Genomic DNA, 19,268 nt, shown 5'->3' with positions numbered 1-19,268 from the left:
CCTCCGCCACGACTGTCGGCCCGGCGCCGGTGCCGCGCACGGTGCCCCCGGATTGCGGGTCCGTTCCGGGGCCGGCACCGCAGTCTGCCACAGCACTGGCGGGAAGCTGACCGGTGAAAAACATGATCTGAGGGCTTATTAAGCTTGTTTTTTTCGGGGCCGGCGGCTGGCTGGCCGGTGGTAGGAAGGCGGTGCTTTCTGGTTACTTTTGGATGTCTTTTCCGCAGCGGGCCTGTTCTTTTCCTGGCTGCTGCTCCGTGCGTATGCAAACTCCCAAAGCGCCAGTTATCGGCCAAACAGCTACTTCCGCCGCCGCTGTTACCCCCGTAGCGGGCGGGCGGCTGCAGGTGCAGCCGGGGCCTCTGGCGGTGGGCCTGGCCGGGAGCAGCAGCAGCTTCCCTATCGTGTGCCTGGGGGGCTCGGCGGGCTCGCTGGTGGCGCTGGAGCATTTTCTGCGGGCCGTGCAGCCCACCAGTGGCCTGGCCTACATCGTCGTCACGCACCAGATGCCCACGCAGGATAGCGAGCTGGCCCATGTGCTGCAGCACTTCACCTCGCTGCCCGTGCACGAGGTAACCGACGGGCTGAAAGTGCGCCCCAACCACGTGTACGTGATTCCGCCCGGCCGCGACATGTCGCTGCTGCACGGGTCGCTGCACCTGTTCGAGTTCACCCAGGCCCGCGGTCATCGGCTGCCCATCGACTACTTCCTGCAAAGCTTGGCCAAAGATGCCCGCGACCGGGCCGTGTGCATCATCCTCTCGGGCATGGGCGCCGATGGCAGCATCGGCCTGAAGATGGTGATGGAAAACTTTGGGATGGTGATGGTGCAGGACCCCCAGGAAGCCGAATTCGACAGCATGCCCCGCGCCGCCATTGCCACCGAATTCGTGGATTTTGTGCTGCCCGCCGCCGACATGCCGGCCCGGCTGCTGGAGTACGTGCGCCAGCCGCCACTGCGGCGGCCGCTACGCAGCTCCTCGTTTGAGACGCTGGGCGGCATGCCCGCCCACGCGCTGCAGAAGATCTTCATTCTGATTCGCAACCAGACCGGCCACGACTTCTCGTTCTACAAGCGCAATACGGTATTCCGCCGTATTGAGCGCCGCATGAACGGCCACCAGATCCGCGAGTTCACGCACTACGTGCGCTACCTGCAGCACAACCCCGAGGAAGTGGAACACCTGTTCAAGGAGCTGCTGATTGGCGTCACGAAGTTCTTCCGCGACCCGGAGGCCTTTGCCTCGCTCAAGCGCCAGCTGCTGCTCATGCTGCGGCAGCTGGCGCCGGGCACCACGGTGCGGGTGTGGGCCCCGGGCTGCTCTACCGGCGAAGAAGCCTACTCGCTGGCCATGACGCTGCTCGAGTGCTTCGAGGAAATCCCCGGCCACAGCCTGCGCCTGCAGCTCTTCGCCACCGATATCAGCACCGAAGGCGTTGAAACGGCCCGGGCCGGCGTCTATACCAGCAACATTGAGGCCGACGTAAGCCCGGAGCGGCTGCGGCGCTTCTTTATCCGGCTCGACGGCGCCTACCAAATCTGCAAGGAAGTGCGCGACTCGGTGGTGTTTGCCCTGCACAACCTCAACAAAGACGCCCCGTTCACCAAGCTGGACCTGCTCTGCTGCCGCAATCTGCTCATCTACCTGAGCGCGGAGCTGCAGAAAAACCTGCTTCCCATCTTCCATTACGCCCTCAACCCCAACGGGCTGCTGTTTCTGGGGCCCAGTGAAAACCTCACCGGCTTTCAGGACCTGTTTGCGCCGCTGGATGTGAAATGGAAGATTTCGCGCCGTTCCGAAGGCTCCGCCTCGCTGGTGCGGCTGGCCAATTTCCCGTTTACTTCCGGGCCGCAGGCCCCGGCGGCGCTGCCCGCTAATTCCCTTGCCATGATTCCTGCTACTCCCCGCCGCGACGGCATGTTTGCCAGCTTGGTGCAGCGCGCCATGCTCGGGGCCTTTGCGCCGCCGTCCGTGGTCGTCAATACCAAAGGCGACATTCTGTTTGTGCACGGGCGTACCGGCAAGTACCTGGAGCCGGCGCCCGGCCTGAGCGGCATGAACATCCTGGATATGGCCCGCGACGAGCTGCGTTTCGAAATCAGCGACGCCATGCACCGGGCCAGCCACGAGCAGCAGCCCGTGGTGAGCGAGGGCCTGCGGTTGCAGACCGAGGCCGGCTACCAGCTGCTGCGCCTGCGGGTGCAGTATCTGGCTGAGCCGGAGCTGCTGGCGGGCCTGCTGCTGGTATCGTTTGAGGATATGCCTACCCCGCGCCGGGTGCGCCACGGCAAGCCCACGACCGACGAAGCCACCCGCACCGACCTGGTGGCCGCTCTGGATAAAGAACTGCAGTACACCCGCCACCGCCTCCAGACCACCATCGAAGAAATGGAAAGCAGCCTGGAGGAGCTCAAAAGCACCAACGAGGAGCTGCAGAGCGCCAACGAGGAGCTGCAAAGCACCAACGAGGAGGCCATGACCAACAAGGAGGAAATGCAGAGCCTTAACGAGGAGCTCATGACCCTCAATATGCAGTATCTGAGCAAAACGGAGGAGCTGTCGTTGGCCGCCAACGACATGAAAAACCTGCTCGATGCCACGGAAATTGCCACCATTTTCCTCGACAACGACATGCTCATCAAGCGGTTTACGCCGCCGGTCAGCCGGATCATTGCCCTGATGCCGGCCGACGTGGGCCGCCCCATCACGCACTTTGCCAGCACCCTGCGCTCCGAAAACCTGGCCGCCACCGTGCAGCAGGTCCTCGACCGGCTGATCAGCACCGAGGCCACCATCCAGACCACCTCCGGCGACTGGTACGCTATGCGCATTCTGCCCTACCGCACCTTCGAAAACTACATCAGCGGCGCCGTCATCACCTTCACCGACGTGACGGCCATGAAGCAGCTGGAAGAGCGGGTGCAGGTCAGCCGCCGCCTGGCCGAAAGCATCGTGGAAACGGTGCGTGAGCCGCTGGTGGTGCTCGACGAGCAGCTCCGGATCCTGACCGTCAGCCAGGCGTTTGCCACCACGTTCGGGGTGGATGCCGCGGCCGCGAAGGGGCAGGAGCTGCGCCTGCTCAGCAATGGCGCGTGGCAGCAGCCCGCCCTGCACCAGCAGCTGGCCCGCCTCCTGGACGGCACGGCGGAGGGCTTCGATGACTTTGGCCTGGACGTGTCCTTTCCGGGGGCCGGCCGGCAATCGGTGCTGCTCTATGGCCGGCGTATTCTCAGCGAAGGGCAGCCCACCGGCCACGTGCTGCTGGGGCTGCAGTCGCGCCCCTAGCTCCGGCCCGGCAGCCGCGCCAGGGCCAGCCGATTACGGCTATCTTCGAACTGCCTTGCCTTGCGCGGGCAACCTGGCCTGCTGCCATGAACACCAACGACGACCACGACCTTCCGCCTCCCCAGACCGCGCAGCAGGCACTGCTGGCTCTGCGCGAGCGGGCCGAAAAGCGCCGCTACCTCGTTACGCAGGCCGTCACCGACAAAAGCCCCGACGACATGCAGCGACTGGTGCAGGAGCTGCAAACCCACCAGATAGAGCTGGAAATGCAGTACGAGGAGCTGCTGCTGGCCCAGGCCGAAGCAGAAAGCGCCCGCGCCGAGTTCGTCAACCTCTACGACTTTGCCCCCGTCGGCTACCTCACGCTGGATGCGCTCGGCTGCATCCGGCAGCTCAACCTGCGGGCGGCCCAGCAGCTGGGCAGCATCCGGCAGCGGCTGCTGGGGCGGCGGCTGGCGCTGTTTGTGGCCGAATCCGACCGGGCCGCCTGCGCCGATTTTCTGCAGCAGCTGGGCCAGTCGTCGGACCAGCGCCATACCTGCGAGCTGGACATGCGCCGGCAAGACGGCAGCCCGTGGTTTGGACTGCTCGAAGGCAGTCAGGTTTCCTTCACGGACCACGAGCCGCGCTACCATGTGGCCCTGCTCGACGTGACGGAGCGCCGCGCCACCCGCGACGCGCTGGCCGCGAGTGAGACCCGGTTCCGGCGCCTGTTCGAGCAGAGCGCCGACGCCGTGCTGCTCGTGCGCAACCTGCACATCGTCGACTGTAACCAGGCCGCCCTGCACATGGTGGGCGCCAGCACCAAGGAGCAGCTGCTGCGCCAACCCGTGACGTACCTGGTGCCCGAACTTCAGCCCGACGGCCAGCTGTCGGCCGACGTGCTGGAGCGCCACCACCAGACGCTGCGCCGCCAGGGAATAAGCCGTTTTGAGTGGTACCGCTACAGCCTGCAGGGGGAGGGCATGTGGCTGGAAACCACCCTCACCAATATCAACGTGAGCGGCGAACAGCTGATGCAGGTAGTCTGGCGCAACATCACGGAGCAGCGGGCGGCACGTGAGCAGCTGCGGGCCGAAAAGGAATACACCAAAAGCCTGCTCGACAACAGCCTGGACGCCGTGGTGGCCCTGGACTGCGAAGGCACCATCACGGCCTGGAACCGCGAAGCCGAGCGCTACTCCGGCCAGGCAGAGGCCCAGGTGCTGGGCTGCAACCTCTTCGTTTTGTTCCCGCAGTTTGGCGAAAGGGGGCGCGCTATGCTGCGGCAGGTGCTGGAAACCGGGGAGCGGGCGATGCAGGCCAACCTTCCGTACGCCCACCGCCCCGGCCACTACGATGCCTACATGGTGCCGCTGCGCGGGCCGGAGCACAGCACCATAACGGGGCTGCTGCTGGTAATCCGCGACATCACTGAGCGCAACCGCCTGCAGGAAGAAACCACGCGCCTGCAGCTCACCCGCCAGCAGGAGGTACTGTCGGCGATTCTGGCCACCCAGGAAGCCGAGCGCAAGCGCATTGCCGAGGCCCTGCACAACGGCGTGGGGCAGCTGCTCTACGCCACCAAGCTGCACCTGCTGCGCTCCACCGATGCCACCCGCGACAAAAGCCTGACCCTGCTCGAAGACGCCATCCGGATGACGCGCACCATCTCCTTCGAGCTGACGCCCGGGATTCTGGAAGACTTTGGGCTGGCCTATGCCCTGGGCGAGCTGGTGCGGCGCATCCCGGAGGCCAGTCTCAAGGCCTCGCTGCACGTTTCGGGGCTGGAGGTGCCGCTGCCCAAGCTGCTGGAAGTGGCCGTGTACCGCATGGTGCAGGAGCTGTTCAACAACATCATCCGGCACGCCGGCGCCCAGGAGGCCTTCATCCATGTGGTGCGCGAAGGCGACCAGCTGTCCATTTCGGTGGAAGACAACGGCCACGGCTTCAACCCCGAACCCCGGCCCGACGCGCTGCCCGGAATCGGGCTGCCCGGCATCCGGAGCCGGGTGGGGCTGCTCGGTGGCACCCTCCACATTGCCTCCCGCCCCGGCCAGGGCACCATCATCACCATCGAGCTGCCCGTGCGGTAGAAATGTGGTAGAACGTCATTCCGAGCGAAGGCGGAGCCGCAGCCGAGGAATCTCGCGTGCTGACATTGTAATGGTAATTACTACACTAGCGAGATTCCTCGACTACGCTCCGCTTCGCTCGGAATGACGTTCCTAAAGCCTCACGCCGATGCCGGGGCCGAAGAGGAAGAACAGGCGGCCGGTGCTTACGAGGTAGCCGCCGCCCAGGTAGAGCGGGAACGTGAGCTTGGCGTCGGAGCGGGTGGGGTAGACGGAGCCCAGCACCACGATGCCCAGGTCGCGGCCGGCGGTGCTGTTGGGGTTGAGGTTGAAGGCGTTCAGGGCCACGAAGCCGGCGCCCACCTTATAGGGCCGCAGCTTATTGATTTTGGTGGGGTGGTAGAAGCTGAACTGCGCCAGCGTAGCCAGGCTGATGCCGCTGAAGGCTGTATAGTTGTTGCTTTCGCCGCTTTTGGCGTTGAGCTGCTTGGTGAGCAGGCCGGCCGGAAAGCTGATGTCGATATCGAACTTCACGCGGCGCTGCAACACCAGCTCCAGCTTCTGCGAGAAGCCCGCCTCCTGGTACTGGGCCGGGTTGTGGCGCACCGTCACGATAATGGTGCTCCAGTCCTCGAGGGCGTAGGTTTTGCGCGCGCCCAGCAAACTGTTGAGGCTGATGTTGCCCACCTGGCACTGCTTGTCCTGGTAGAACGCAGCCCGCACCGAGTTGTCGTCGGGGCACACCACCACGTTCTCGACGGTGCGCAGCTCAATCAGCTCGCCCTTGGCGTTCTGGGTCCGGATGTCGAAAATCAGGTACTGCTTGCCAAACAGCTGCTTGTCGGAGTCGATGCCGCCGCTGTTGAAGCCAAACACCACGTCGCTCACGGTGCGGTCGTAGAGCACCGGCCCGTTGAGGCGCGTGACGGGCCGCGGCGCTTCGCCGAACGTCACGCTCACGAAGTCCAGCGGGTGGGGCCGCTGAAACTCGCGCACGGCCAGGCTCTGGCCCGTAGGCGTGCCGGCGTTGAAGATGGTGATGCGCTTTTTGTCGATGGTGACGGGCACCTGCACGCGGTACACCACGGCCGCGTCGGAGCGCACGCTGGAGTCGGAGGGAATCACCTGCACGTCCTCGAAGTGGAAGCGGGCCCGCGCCAATGACTCGCCCTCCAGGCGTACATCCACCGTTTCGCCGGGGTTCACGTTCAGGCTGCTGGTCCAGTCGCCGCCGCGGTGCCGCACGCTCACGGCCGTAATGTTGGTTTTGGGCGAGATATTGAGGTTGGTGATGTACTTGGCCTGGTCGTTTTCCTTGATGTAGAGGTAGCTGTCGGTCTGGCGGTGGGTGTTGTACACGCGCAGCCAGCACAGCACCCGGTCGTTGGTGAGGTACTGGCGCGTAAACAGCTCAGCCACCAGCGAGCCGCCGGCTTCCTCCTGCTCCTCAATGCGGTAGGTGCGCTTCAGATCAAAGGTGCGGCCGTTGTCGAGAATCAGCTCCACGCCCTTGCGCCTGGACACTTCGTCCAGGGTAATTTCCTTTTTATCGACGCTCAGAAAGCGCAGCCGTGAGGCCTTCACCGTGAATTCCTGCCGGATGGGCGGCAGCGCGTAGCTCACGCGGCGGTTGTTGTCGGTGAGGAAGGGCCGCTCGGTCTGGGGCTGCACCGTGAGCAGGCGCGTGCCGGTGGCGTTGGGCAGCACGTGCAGCCGCAGCCCGCCCTTTTCCTGCGTGATGCGGTAGTCGATGTCGCGGCCCTTGGTCCAGTCGGCGGTGGTGCGGATGTTCTTGAGGTTGTTGGAGCTCAGCTCGAACACCTTTTCCTCGCCCACAAACAGCTCCGGGTCGGCGGCCCGCAGTTCCAGCGTAGTGCGCGTCACGGGCAGCAAGTTCACGGTCTGGGTGAGCGCCGGGGCCCCCGCCGAGTCAGGGGCCTGCGAGAAGGTGAGGCGCAGAAACCGCGCCGCCGTCAGCTCCCGGAACCGCACCTTGGCGCGGTAGAACGGGCCGGCCGGCCCGGTGGCGGCCGTCAGTGAGTCGAGCAGCAGGAAATCGGCGGAGCGCACCAGCCGCAGCGGGCGGCGGCTTTGCGTGGCGGCGGGGTACACTTCCAGTTCGGCGGTTTCGTCTTCCTGGCGGTAGTAGAAATACAGGCTGGGCTCGTTCTGCACCAGCACCGTGTGGCGGCTGAGTAGGTAGCGGCTGGTGTCGGTGCGCAGGGCCAGGTCGCGCAGGAGCAGGCCGGGCTCATCGGCGCCGCTTTGCGCCACGGCCGCTACGAATGGGGTGAACAGCAGCAGCAACAGCAGCGCACAGCAGCGCAAGAGGCGAAATCCCGGAGAAAGGCGCACGGGTAGTCGGCGTAAAAAAGATGAGCAATCAGCGGGGCAGTTGGCAATGGCCGCCTGCCCGTAAGCCCGCAAAGGTAAGCCCCTGCGCCACGAACCGAACAGGAAAATTTGCCTGATTTCGGGGCGTAGCAGCTGGCGAGGCTGCTGCATCGGCAGGCCCTGATGTATGCGGAGCGCGGTGCTGACGTTGGCTGGCGCCGCCCTGCCCGAACAAATAGCGGCATCTGCAGTAAACCTAAAGCAGGCCCGGCGGCCCGGCCATTTTCTGCGCCGGCTGCTTTGGTCAATCATCTGTTTTTGTTTTTTCTATGGATCTGAACTACATCCGGCGCGGAGCCGGCCGGCCGCTGCTGCTGGTACACGGTATCGGGGGGAGCTGGCGCTCCTGGAACACCGTCATCGACGCCCTGGCCGCCGAGCGCGACGTTGTGGCCGTCGACCTGCCCGGCCACGGCGAAACGCCCGCGCTTGTCGGCGAAAACTCCATCCGCACCTTCGCCGACGCCCTCACGTCCTTCCTGACCCGCCACGGCCTGCTCGGGATTGATGCGGTGGGCAGTTCCATGGGGGCCCGCCTCGTGCTGGAACTGGCCCGGCGCGGCGGCGTAGTAGGGGCGGTGGTGTCGCTGGATCCCGGCGGCTTCTGGCAGGGCTGGGAAGTTCCGTTTTTCTATCACTCCGTGTCGGCTTCGGTGAAGCTGGTGAAGGCGCTGCAGCCCGTAATGCCGATGCTGGCCGGCTCGGCTGTGGGCCGCACCGTGCTGCTGCCCCAGTTTTCGGCCCGGCCCTGGGCCGTGGATGCCCGGCAGGCTCAGGAGGAGATGCGCACCTTCGCCAACACGCCCGTCTTCGAGGAGCTGCTCGATCAGCTGGCCCATGGCGAAAAGCAGCAGGCCGCCCCCAAAGGCAGTATTTCGGAGCCGCTGGTGATTGGCTGGGGCCGGCAGGACCGGGTGTGCTTGCCCAGCCAGGCCAAGCTGGCGCTGGCCAAGTTCCCGGATGCCCGCCTGTACTGGTTCGACAACTGCGGCCACTTTCCGCAGTGGGACCAGCCCGCCGAAACCATCAAACTCATTCTGGCCGCCACCAGCGGCCACGGCCTGCCCGAGGCTTTTGCTGCCGACCAGCGGCAGCTGCAGACCTCGCAGCCGAAAGTGCCTACCGCCGCCGTGGTAGGCAGTACTCTGGCGCTGCTGGCCGGCGGTGTATGGTTGCTGGCTTCGCGGCGCAAGTAGCCGCTTTGGGTGTTCATTGCTTCCGAAACAAATCAGGGCCGGCTTTCCGATGGGAGGCCGGCCCTGATTTGTTTCGGTTAATAGCACAGCCCGAAAAAGCAAAACACCCGCTCCGACGTGAGTCAGAGCGGGTGTTTTTGTAGTCCGTAGGGGAATCGAACCCCTGTTGGTAGAATGAAAATCTACTGTCCTAACCCCTAGACGAACGGACCATTTCAAACGGCGTTTTCCGTTTTGGTGATGCAAAGATAAGGCACTAAAAATGTATCCTGCAAGTCGCAGGCAATGATTTAGTGGGATTTTTGTTGGCGGCGGTCCCACCATACGTACCCGCCGAACAGCAGCAGGCTCACTGCGGAAACCCATAGCAGGCCGGTTTTCAGGCGGTTGCTTTCTTCGCCGAGGTAGGCCAGCAGCGCAATCAGGGGTACTACGCCGGCCACGGTGGCGGCCATAAATTTCCAGTAACCCATGCGCGCCACCCCCGCCACAAAGCTGATGGCGTCGTCGGAGAGGGCCGGGGAGAGGCGAGCAATGATGATGGCCCACACCCCGTAGCCGTGCACGATGCCGATGACCTTCTTCTCGGTGGAGCGGCCCAACAGGCGGCTCACAAACGACTCGCCGAGGGCGCGGCCCAGCCCGTAGCCCACCGTGGAGGCGGCCACAATGCCGGCCAGCGCCAGCAGCGAGCCCCACCACGGCCCGTACGCCAGGATGGCCACCAAAATCAGGGCTACCACGTTCACCACAAACAAAAACATCTGCACCACCATCAGCCCCACCAGCACCACCGGGCCCCAGTTGCCGAACTGGGCCATCCAATCGGCAATCTGCCGTTGCTCGCCGCTTTTCAGCACCCGAAAACCTTCCTGGGCGGCTTGCTGAAAGGCCGGCCAGAAAAAATAGGCGGCCACCAGGGCCACCATGAAACTCAACGAAAGATAGAGGGGCCAGTGGGTGCCGCGGCGCGGCGCAGAAGACTCGGGCATATGCAGGTAAGAGGCAGGTGGTCAGGCAGCTGAAGGCGGGTGGGCTGCGGGGTGCAGGCAGGAATAGTGGGGCAGAACAGGCGAGCCGGCACCCGGCCGCCGGATGCCTGTACGCAACTCAGGCGGCTATGGCCAGGACAACCCCGACCGCCCATGTGGGGTACTACAACGAGCAGGCCGCAGCAAAGGGTAGCGCCTGCCGGCCCGCAGCAGGGCTCTAAAACCGACAACCAGCAACTGACAACCAGCATGATCAAACATACCTACGACATGGGCCTAATCGGCAACTGTGCCTTTCTAGCCCTCATTCGCAAGGATACCTCGGTGGCCTGGATGTGCTGGCCCCGTTTCGACAGCAGCTTTGTATTCGGCGACCTGCTCGACGGCCAGAAAGGCGGCGAGTTCAGCGTGCGGCCCGCCGCGCCTGGCCAGTTCGAGTCGCACCAGTACTACGAGCAGAACACCAACGTGCTGTGCACCGAAATCGAGAGTGAAGACGGGCGCTACCGCGTCACGGACTTCGCGCCGCGCTTTCCGCAATATGAGCGCTACTACAAGCCCCTGATGCTGATCCGGAAGCTGGAGCCGCTGGCCGGCACGCCCCGCATCCGCGTGACCTGCAACCCGGTGGGCAACTACGGCGAAACCCGCCTCACCCGCCGCCGCAGCTCTAACCACATTGCCTACCTAGGCTTGGAAGAGGAAATCCGTCTCACTACCGACATCCCGCTCACCTACATCACCGACGGCGAGGACTTCGTGCTCAGCGAAACCCGCTACCTGGTGCTCACCTACGGCGCCCCGCTGGAAGCCGCCCTGGGGAGCACCGCCGAGCGGTTTCTGCGCGCCACCACCGACTACTGGCGCCAGTGGGTGAAAAGCACCACCATCAGCAACTTCCACCAGCAGGCCGTGATTCGGTCGGCGCTGGCCCTGAAGGTGCACCAGTACGAAGACACCGGCGCCATCATTGCGGCCAGCACCACCAGCCTGCCCGAGGCCCCCGGCAGCACCCGCAACTGGGACTACCGCTACTGCTGGATGCGCGACACGTTCTACACGCTCACGGCCTTCAATAACATCGGGCATTTCGAGGAGATGGAGCGGTACTTCCACTACATCGCCAATATCACCAGCAAGGCCACTGGCGACAAGTACCAGCCGCTCTACGGCATCAGTGGCGCTTCGGAGCTAACCGAGCACGAACTGCCACTGGCCGGCTACCTCGGCAACCAGCCCGTGCGCATCGGCAACGACGCCTTCACGCACATCCAGAACGACGTGTACGGCCAGATTCTGGTGGCGCTGCTGCCGCTCTACGTGGATGCCCGCTTCCTGAACCCCGAGCGCAACAGCCCCGAAAAACTGGTGTTTGACACGCTGCGCATGATCGAGAAGACCATGGACCAGCCCGACGCCGGCCTGTGGGAGTTTCGCCACATTGCGCAGTATCACTGCTACACTTACCTGTTCCATTGGGCCGGCAGCCACGCCGCCCGCAAGGTGGCCCAGGCGCTCCAGAACCCCGAAATGGAGGCCCTAGCCACGCGCCTCATGCACGCCGCTGAAGAGCGGATTGAGCAGTGCTTCAGCGAAGAGCACCAGGCCTACGCCAACGCCATCGGCTCGCCCCACCTCGATGCCAGCACCCTGCAGCTGATCATGATGGGCTACCTCGACCCCACCACCGAGCGCGCCCACCGCCATCTGCAGGCCCTGGAAAAGGAGCTGATGACGCCCGAGGGCCTGTTTTACCGCTACCGCCACCCCGACGACTTTGGCACGCCCGAAACCACGTTCCTAATCTGCTCCTTCTGGTACGTCGAGACGCTGGCCTGCGTCGGCCGCCTCGACGATGCCGTGCGCGAGTTCGAGAAGCTCATCACCTACACCAACCACCTGGGCCTGCTCTCGGAGGATGTAGATGCCAAAACCGGCTCGCAGTGGGGCAATTTCCCGCAGGCCTACAGCCACGTGGGCCTCGTGAATGCCGCCTACCGCATCTCCAAGAAGCTGGACCGCCCGACTTTCGTGTAGTTTCAGTTGTAACAAAAAGATAGAACGGCCAGCTTCTCGCTCAGAGAAGCTGGCCGTTCTATCTTTATTTCTACGTCTTCTAATCCGCGTCGGCGGCGCGCAGGTGCACGCGGTTGAGCTCGGCTTTGTGCTGGCGCCAGTCGGGCATGAACTGGTCCATAAAACCCCAGAAGCGGGCGTTGTGGTACCGCTCGTGCAGGTGGGTCAGCTCGTGCACCACCACGTATTCCAGGCAGGGTAGGGGGCGCTTGATCAGCTCCAAATTCAGCCAGACGCGGCGCGCCTGAATGTTGCAGGTGCCCCAGCGGGTTTTCATCTGCTTGATGCCCCAGCTGCTAGCCTGCGCCCCCACCACGGGTTGCCAGGTGGCCAGCAACGCCGGCAGCTGCTCGCGCAGGCGCTGCCTGTACCAGCCATCCAGGGCCTTGCGGCGCTGCTCCACGGTGCTGTCGGCCCGGATGTGCAACGTCAGGGTAGGGGGCTCGGCGTTGGGCAGCAGCACTACTTTCGGCGTGCCCTCCGCCTCGTGCACCTGCAGCACACACGCTTGTCCCTGGTATGGATGCAGCTCGCCCGAAACGTAGGTTAGGGCCGGCGCCACCTCGCGCGCTGCAAAACGCGCTTGGTGCTTCTCAATCCAGGCACGGCGGGCCACTACCAGCTCCCGGATAGTGGCCTCAGGCGTGCGTAGGGGCACGGCTACCCGCACCCGGCCATCGGGCATGTGCACGCTCAGGCGCAGCGTCCGGATATTCTTGCGCACGACTTCCACGGGCAAGTCGTCAATCAAGAGCTGGGGCATGAGGTGGAGTAGTGGTGGGGTGGCAAAGGTAGCTGTCATCCTGGGGAACTGTCATCCTGAGCGGAGCGAAGGATCCTATCACGTTGGAACGGTCGTCGTTCAGTGGTAATCCAGACGTGATAGGATCCTTCGCTCCGCTCAGGATGACAGTTCCCCAGGATGACAGGGCTTTCCCCCACCTACTTACAGTAGCTGCCGCAGTAGGTGGCGCACGTCGGGGGTGCCGGCTACGTGGTAGCGGGCCAGCGAGCGGGAGGCAGTGCCCACCTTCACGGTGTAGGCTTCGGGCGGCATGGCACGGAACGTGTCCTCGTCGGTGCGGTCGTCGCCGATGGCTAGCGCAAAATCGGGCTGGTAGGTGGCCAGCCAGCGGGCCGCTGCCGAGCCTTTGTGAATCCCGGCCGTCTTGATTTCGATGACTTTGTTGCCTTCCATCACCTGCAAATCCCCATTCGAAGTCATAAAGGTGAGGTGGTTGAGCAGGTCGCGGGCGCGCACGGCTCCCAGGTCGGCGTCGGCACGGCGGTAGTGCCATACCAGAGAGTACTCCTTATCCTCAATGAAGGAGCCGGCCGTGCGGGCCACGTAGAGCTCCAGAATCGAGCGGATTTCCGGTTTCCAAGCGTTGCTGAGCGTCTGGAACAGCTGCCACTCCTCACCGGCCGGCCGCAGCCATACGCCGTGCTCGGCAATGAAATCGATGGGCAGATGGCCCAGCCAGGCCTGCAGCGTGGCCCGGTCGCGGCCACTGATGACCACCACCCGGTTCTGCGGCACGTCGGCCAGGGCCTTGAGCAGCAGCAGCAGCTCCTGGTCGGGGCGGGCGCGCTGCGGGTCGGGGTGGAAGGGGGCCAGCGTGCCGTCGTAGTCGAGCAGCAGCAGGCGCGACGGGGCGGCGTGGTACTCGCTGAGCAGCCGGGCCGTGGCCGTGGGCGTGAGGGTTTCGGTGGCCAGCGTGTGCTGCTTGATTTTGGTGTAGGCCAGCCGGTCCATGAACAGCTGGGTCCAGGCAAACACGTTGTACTGGCGCACCAGGGCCTGCATGGCGCTCATGCGCTGGATCTGTTCTTCCTCCGGCATCACCAGCGCGTCGTGCATGGCCTCAGCCAGCTGGCCGGTGTCGGTGGGGTTGATGATGAGGGCATCGGACAGCTCCCGGGCCGCCCCGGCCCGCTCGCTCAGGATCAGCACACCGCGCTGGTTGGCTTTGCTGGCCACAAATTCCTTCGCCACCAGGTTCATGCCGTCGCGCATGGGCGTCACCAGCGCCACCTCGGCCAAGCGGTAGAAGGCAGCCAGCTCTTCCAGCGGGAAGGAGCGGTAGAAGTAGTGAATCGGGGTCCAAGAGATGGTGCGATACTGCGAGTTGATGCGTCCCACCAGCTCGTCGATTTCCTCTTTCAGGCTGGCGTATTGGGCCACCTGGTCGCGGGAGGGTACCACCACCATCAGCAGGCTGGCCTGCTCGCGCCACTCGGGGTAGCGCTGCAGCAGCAGCTCGAAGGCCCGCAGCCGCTGGGCAATGCCCTTGGAGTAGTCGAGGCGGTCGATGCTCAGAATCACGCGCACGTCGCGCAGGGCCTCGCGGTAGTTGGCCTCGTGCCGAACGGCCGTTTCCGAAGCCGCCGCCGTCACAAACCGCTCGTAGTCGATGCCCATCGGAAAGGCATCGACCAGTACGGTGCGGGTGCCGGTTTCAATCTGCCCGTTCTGCGACGACATGCCCAGCAGCTGCGATACGGCGCTCAGGAAGTGGCGCATATACCCAAAGGTGTGGAAGCCAATCAGGTCGGCGCCCAGCATGCCCTGCAGCAACTCCCGGCGCCACGGCAGCACCCGGATCAGCTCATACGACGGAAACGGAATGTGCAGGAAGAAGCCGATGGTGCAGTCGGGGCGAGCCTGGCGCAGCATGGCCGGCAGCAGCAGCAGCTGGTAGTCGTGGATCCAGATGGTATCGTCGGGGCCAGCCAGCTCCAGCACGGCGCGGCAGAATTTCTCGTTCACGGCCACGTAGGCTTCCCAGTGGCTTTGCTCGTAGGTGGCGTACTGCGTGAAGTAGTGGAAAGTAGGCCAGAGGGTGGAGTTGCTGAAGCCCTCGTAAAAGTCGCGGATTTCGGTTTCGGTGAGAAACACCGGCACCATACTGTTCTGGGCCAGCTGCTCGCACACGTAGGCTTCCTCGGCGGCGTCCTCCACATAAAGTCCCGGCCAACCCACCCACACGTTGTCATCCTGCTGATAAATGGAGCCGAGGCCGGTAGCCAGCCCGCCTTCGCTGGGCTGAAACGTAAGGCTTTCTGCAGTCCGCAGGATTTTCGTGGGCAGGCGGTTCGAGACAATAAGGGTACGGGACATGGGCCGTGTGGAATGGTGAACCCCTTAGCTTACGGCAGAAACCGGCGCTTAGCCATTAGTATTTCTGCGCAGTTTTCTTACCGCGCCGGGCATTACCGCGCATTCGGACCGGAGCCTACACGGTTTGCCAAACTGCTATAACATGCGGGCCACTTTCCGCGAAAGGCTGCCCGCCATCCAGCCCGAAAAAGCAAAACACCCGCTCCGACGTGAGTCAGAGCGGGTGTTTTTGTAGTCCGTAGGGGAATCGAACCCCTGTTGGTAGAATGAAAATCTACTGTCCTAACCCCTAGACGAACGGACCATTTCAAACGGCGTTTTCCGTTTTGGTGGTGCAAAGATAGGAACCGTCTGGCAGCAGACAAGACCAGCCTAATAAAATTTTTGTCTCAACAGGGAAAACAACTTGATTGTCAGAGGTAAATTTTTTCAAAATGCCGGCTTCGGCCCGCAGAAGGCGCCCGATTTGGCGAAGTACCCGTAGCCCGTTACCTTCGCTGCGCGTTTTCACCGGCCCCTCCCGGGCCGATACACTCCCCAATTCCCCATACAACTATGGCTAAAATCAAAGTTGCCATCAACGGTTTCGGCCGGATTGGCCGCCTGACGTTCAAAGCGCTGCTCGAGCGTGAGGATGTTGAAGTCGTGGCCATCAACGACCTCACCGATAACAAGACGCTGGCGCACCTGCTCAAATTTGACTCCGTACACGGCCGCTTCAACGGTACCGTGGCCTACGACGAGAATAGCCTGACCGTAAACGGCAAGCACATTGCTGCTCTGGCCGAGCGCGACCCCAAGCTGCTCCCGTGGGGCAAGATGGGCGTGGACGTGGTACTGGAAAGCACGGGCCGCTTCGTAGACGAAGCCGGCGCTGGCCAGCACCTCACCGCAGGTGCCAAGAAGGTGGTTATTTCGGCTCCCGCTACCGGCAACATCCCGACGGTGGTGCTGGGCGTGAACGAAGACATCCTGACCGGCGAGGAAACCATCCTCTCCAACGCTTCGTGCACCACCAACTGCCTGGCCCCGATGGCCAAGGTGCTGGATGATGCCTTCGGCATCGAGAAAGGCTACATCACTACGGTGCACGCCTACACCTCCGACCAGAACCTGCAGGACGCGCCGCACAAAGACCTGCGCCGCGCCCGCGCTGCTGCCTACAGCATCATCCCAACCAGCACCGGTGCTGCTAAGGCCGTGGGGCTGGTTCTGCCCCAGCTGAAGGGTAAGCTCGACGGAATTGCCATGCGCGTGCCTATTCCGGACGGTTCGACCACGGACCTGACCGTGATTCTGAAGCGCGAGGTGACCAAAGAGGAAATCAACGCGGCCATGAAGGCGGCGGCTGAAGGCCCGATGAAAGGCATCCTGGAGTACAGCACCGACCCGCTGGTGAGCATCGACATCGTGGGCAACCCGCACTCGTGCATCTTCGATTCGGAGCTGACCTCGGCCAATGGCTCGCTGGTGAAAGTGGTAGGCTGGTACGACAACGAAACCGGCTACTCCACCCGCACCGCCGACCTCATTCAGAAGCTGGGCGCGAAAATGAACAGCTAAACCTTCGGGTTCCTGCTGAGTAAGAAGGCAGCCGCCTGTCCGGGAAACCGGGCAGGCGGCTGTTTTTTGTGCTGTTCATCACTCTTCGATGTGCTCAGGACGTCAGATAATTGGACCGACTCGTAAAACGAGGCTCACGGCGTAAAATGGTCCGGCGCAAGCTCCGGATGACCGTATATTTGCTTCCCTGGTTCACTATTTCCTTCCGTTTGTGCGCATTTGTTTTATCCTGAACCCGACTTCCGGCACTAACCGCACCCAGGATGTGCCGGCCCTGCTCACGCGCTATGCCACGGCCGCGGGAGCTGAGTTCGAGATTCAGCCCACGGCCTATGCTGGCCACGCCGAGCAGCTGGCCCGGCAGGCGGCCGCGGCGGGGTGCCGGGTGGTGGTGGCCGTGGGCGGCGACGGCACCGTGAACGAAGTGGCCCGCGGCCTGCTGGGCACTTCGGCGGCGCTGGGCATTGTGCCGCGCGGCTCCGGCAACGGGCTGGCGCGCCACCTGCACATTCCGCTGGACTTGCCGGGGGCCGTGCGCCGCGCCTGCCAGCCCACCTTCCAGCGCATCGATGCCGGCGAAATCAACGGCCGACCCTTTTTCTGCACGGCCGGGCTGGGGTTTGATGCGCACGTGAGCAAGATGTTTGCGCGGGCCGGCACCCGGGGCCTGAGCACCTACGTGAAAGTGGCCCTGCGCGAGTACCGGCGCTACCGCCCCGTGCCGGTGCAGGTGACGCTGCAGGGCCAGAAGCTATTCGACACCCACTGCTACGTGCTGGCCTTCGCCAACGCGGCCCAGTACGGCAACAACGCCTACATCGCGCCCCGCGCCAACATTCAGGACGGCTTACTGGACGTGTGTTTGATCGACGGGCTGTCGTTGCCGCGGGCGGTGCGTGTGGGGCTGGGTTTGGCGCTGGGCACGCTGGCTACCTCGGGCGGGGCGGTGTACCATACCACGCAGCAGGTGCGGGTGCGGTCGGCCGCGCCGCTGGGCTTCCACGTGGATGGCGACTACGTGGAGGACGCCACCGACTTTGAGGTGGTGCTGCATCCGCTGGCGCTGGAAGTAGCCGTGTAGCGCCTCAGGCGGGGCCTGGCAGCGTCACCACAAACTCGGTGCCCTGGCCTTGCTCGGTTTCAAAGGTGAGGGTGCCGTTGTGGCCGTTGGTGATGATGTCGTAGCTGAGCGAGAGGCCCAGGCCGGTGCCTTCGCCGGTGGGCTTGGTGGTGAAAAACGGCTGGAACACCTTCTGGCGCACCGCTTCCGGAATTCCGTCGCCGTTGTCGTGCACGCAGATTTGCACGGCGCCGGTGGGCAGGCGCCGGGTGCACACGCGCACGGTAGGCTCGAAGCCCACGGGCTGGCGCTGCTGCCGCTTCTGCACGGCATAGAAGGCGTTGGTGAACAGGTTGAGCAGCACCCGGCCCAGATCCTGCCCCACGGCCTCTACCTGCCCGATGGCGGGGGCCAGCTCGGTCAGTAGCGAGGCGTTGAAGGTGCTGTCTTTGGCGCGCAGGCCGTGGTAGGCCAGGCGCAGATATTCATCGGCCAGGGTGTTGAGGTCGACGGGCTGGCGCTCGGTGCTTTGGGCGCGGGAGTGCTCCAGCATGCCCCGCACGATGCTGGCGGCCCGGTGGCCGTGGTGGTTGATTTTCTCCAGATTCTGGCGCAGATCCTGCAGCAGTAGCGGCTCCAGCGCGGAGTTGCGGGTGGGGCTGCGCTGCTCGGCCTCCAGCTCCTGCACCAGCTCGGCACTGACGTCGGCGAAGTTGGTGACGAAGTTGAGCGGGTTCTGAATTTCGTGGGCAATGCCGGCCGTCAGCTCGCCCAGCGAGGCCATTTTCTCGCTCTGAATCAGCTGGGCCTGGGCGTTTTTGAGCTCGGTGAGGGCCTGCTGCAGCTCCTCGGTCTGCTGCTGCAGCGTGGCGGTGCGCTCGGCTACCAGCCGCTCCAGCTCGGCGTTCTGGGCTTCCATCTGGCGGCGGACTTTCTCCTCTTCCTCGTGCTGCAGCCGCTCGGCTTCCAGGCGCTTTTTCTGGTTTTTGGCAATCACAACGAAGGTGATAAACCAGATAAGCGCGAAGCCCTGCGCCGATTCCAGCACATTGTTGTAAGTTTTGAACAGGCCCCCGTTGAGCAAGGTCAGCAGCTCGGCAATTGCTTGCAGCACCAACGGCGCCAGGGCCAATAGCAGGGTGCGAGCGGGACGGTAGTCGCGGACCCGAATCAGCACGGCTACCACCACCGCATACGCGAAGAGGAAATACAGCTCATCGCCCAGGTTGGCCTTCCAGCCCACCAGGTAGCTCAGCGCAAAAAATGCCACTCCCGGCACCCAGATCCAGCCCAGCAGGCGGTTCAGGTGCGGTACGCGCGTGGGCAGGTCGAGGAAGCGCCGCAACGCCCGCACAGCCAGCAGAGCCATCAATACGGTAACGATAAGGCTGGCATTCACGGCGTCAGACTGAATAGCAATGTTCACTAAACCAAGTAGAGTCGCCGCCATGGGCAGGAGTGCTAAATCGACAACGTTGCTCTCTTGTTTTTAGCTACATACCAGCCGGGGAGCGGCCGATGGCCA

The 19,268-nt window shown here is 63.8% G+C and carries 11 protein-coding genes and 2 tRNA genes; 6 read left to right on the top strand and 7 right to left on the bottom strand.

All coding sequences use genetic code 11. The annotated features are described in order from the left end of the window. Positions 1–263: 263 nt before the first annotated feature. Positions 264–3,287 carry a CheR family methyltransferase gene (locus O3303_RS07565; protein WP_269561454.1) on the top strand — a complete coding sequence of 1,008 codons (3,024 nt, stop codon included), beginning with the start codon at positions 264–266 and terminating at the stop codon, positions 3,285–3,287. Positions 3,288–3,373: 86 nt separating this feature from the next. Next, positions 3,374–5,362, top strand: coding sequence for a PAS domain-containing sensor histidine kinase (locus tag O3303_RS07560; RefSeq protein ID WP_269561453.1), 1,989 nt, complete (start codon positions 3,374–3,376; stop codon positions 5,360–5,362). A gap of 132 nt (positions 5,363–5,494) precedes the next feature. Here the strand turns inward: O3303_RS07560 and O3303_RS07555 are convergent, their stop codons facing one another. Continuing rightward, a complete protein-coding gene (locus O3303_RS07555; RefSeq protein WP_269561452.1) occupies positions 5,495–7,696 on the bottom strand; it encodes a hypothetical protein in 2,202 nt (733 codons plus the stop codon). Positions 7,697–8,004: 308 nt separating this feature from the next. On the opposite strand from O3303_RS07555, the gene O3303_RS07550 reads away from it, so the two are divergent. Next, positions 8,005–8,931 (top strand): alpha/beta fold hydrolase, encoded by a 927-nt coding sequence (locus O3303_RS07550; protein WP_269561451.1) that lies wholly within the window; start codon positions 8,005–8,007, stop codon positions 8,929–8,931. Between the two features lie 140 nt (positions 8,932–9,071). Here O3303_RS07550 and O3303_RS07545 read toward each other — a convergent pair. Beyond that, positions 9,072–9,143, bottom strand: a tRNA-Glu gene (locus tag O3303_RS07545). Positions 9,144–9,221: 78 nt separating this feature from the next. Then, positions 9,222–9,923: a TVP38/TMEM64 family protein gene (locus O3303_RS07540; RefSeq protein WP_269561450.1), complete on the bottom strand. Its 702-nt coding sequence runs from the start codon at positions 9,921–9,923 to the stop codon at positions 9,222–9,224. Positions 9,924–10,172: 249 nt separating this feature from the next. Between O3303_RS07540 and O3303_RS07535 the strand changes: the two genes are divergently transcribed. After that, positions 10,173–11,960 carry a glycoside hydrolase family 15 protein gene (locus O3303_RS07535; protein WP_269561449.1) on the top strand — a complete coding sequence of 596 codons (1,788 nt, stop codon included), beginning with the start codon at positions 10,173–10,175 and terminating at the stop codon, positions 11,958–11,960. 79 nt (positions 11,961–12,039) lie between these two features. On the opposite strand, the gene O3303_RS07530 is transcribed toward O3303_RS07535, so the two are convergent. From O3303_RS07530 to O3303_RS07520, 3 genes are all read right to left on the bottom strand, one after another. Next, positions 12,040–12,762 (bottom strand): M48 family metallopeptidase, encoded by a 723-nt coding sequence (locus tag O3303_RS07530; protein ID WP_269561448.1) that lies wholly within the window; start codon positions 12,760–12,762, stop codon positions 12,040–12,042. Positions 12,763–12,945: 183 nt separating this feature from the next. Continuing rightward, complete coding sequence (locus O3303_RS07525) at positions 12,946–15,120, bottom strand: bifunctional alpha,alpha-trehalose-phosphate synthase (UDP-forming)/trehalose-phosphatase (protein WP_269561447.1); 2,175 nt, start codon at positions 15,118–15,120, stop codon at positions 12,946–12,948. Positions 15,121–15,352: 232 nt separating this feature from the next. Further along, a tRNA-Glu gene (locus tag O3303_RS07520) sits at positions 15,353–15,424 on the bottom strand. A 251-nt stretch (positions 15,425–15,675) separates the two neighbouring features. Between O3303_RS07520 and gap the strand changes: the two genes are divergently transcribed. Next, positions 15,676–16,683: a type I glyceraldehyde-3-phosphate dehydrogenase gene (gene gap, locus O3303_RS07515; RefSeq protein ID WP_269561446.1), complete on the top strand. Its 1,008-nt coding sequence runs from the start codon at positions 15,676–15,678 to the stop codon at positions 16,681–16,683. A gap of 211 nt (positions 16,684–16,894) precedes the next feature. Continuing rightward, positions 16,895–17,764 (top strand): diacylglycerol/lipid kinase family protein, encoded by an 870-nt coding sequence (locus O3303_RS07510; RefSeq protein WP_269561445.1) that lies wholly within the window; start codon positions 16,895–16,897, stop codon positions 17,762–17,764. A gap of 4 nt (positions 17,765–17,768) precedes the next feature. Here the strand turns inward: O3303_RS07510 and O3303_RS07505 are convergent, their stop codons facing one another. Beyond that, the gene (locus O3303_RS07505) at positions 17,769–19,169 is read right to left on the bottom strand and encodes a sensor histidine kinase (RefSeq protein ID WP_269561444.1); all 1,401 of its coding nucleotides are present in this window, start codon (positions 19,167–19,169) and stop codon (positions 17,769–17,771) included. Positions 19,170–19,268 lie beyond the last annotated feature (99 nt).

The organism is Hymenobacter canadensis (genome assembly GCF_027359925.1).
Lineage (GTDB): Bacteria > Bacteroidota > Bacteroidia > Cytophagales > Hymenobacteraceae > Hymenobacter > Hymenobacter canadensis.
The sequence above is the reverse complement of the archived record's forward strand: the minus strand, read 5'-3'. Positions and strand labels throughout refer to the sequence as shown.

Bases quoted from the DNA above. Each gene is read 5' to 3' on its own strand.
- O3303_RS07565 (WP_269561454.1), top strand. From the start codon at position 264: ATGCAAACTCCCAAAGCGCCAGTTATCGGCCAAACAGCTACTTCCGCC.
- O3303_RS07560 (WP_269561453.1), top strand. From the start codon at position 3,374: ATGAACACCAACGACGACCACGACCTTCCGCCTCCCCAGACCGCGCAG.
- O3303_RS07550 (WP_269561451.1), top strand. From the start codon at position 8,005: ATGGATCTGAACTACATCCGGCGCGGAGCCGGCCGGCCGCTGCTGCTG.
- O3303_RS07540 (WP_269561450.1), bottom strand. From the start codon at position 9,923: ATGCCCGAGTCTTCTGCGCCGCGCCGCGGCACCCACTGGCCCCTCTAT.
- O3303_RS07535 (WP_269561449.1), top strand. From the start codon at position 10,173: ATGATCAAACATACCTACGACATGGGCCTAATCGGCAACTGTGCCTTT.
- O3303_RS07530 (WP_269561448.1), bottom strand. From the start codon at position 12,762: ATGCCCCAGCTCTTGATTGACGACTTGCCCGTGGAAGTCGTGCGCAAG.
- O3303_RS07525 (WP_269561447.1), bottom strand. From the start codon at position 15,120: ATGTCCCGTACCCTTATTGTCTCGAACCGCCTGCCCACGAAAATCCTG.
- gap (WP_269561446.1), top strand. From the start codon at position 15,676: ATGGCTAAAATCAAAGTTGCCATCAACGGTTTCGGCCGGATTGGCCGC.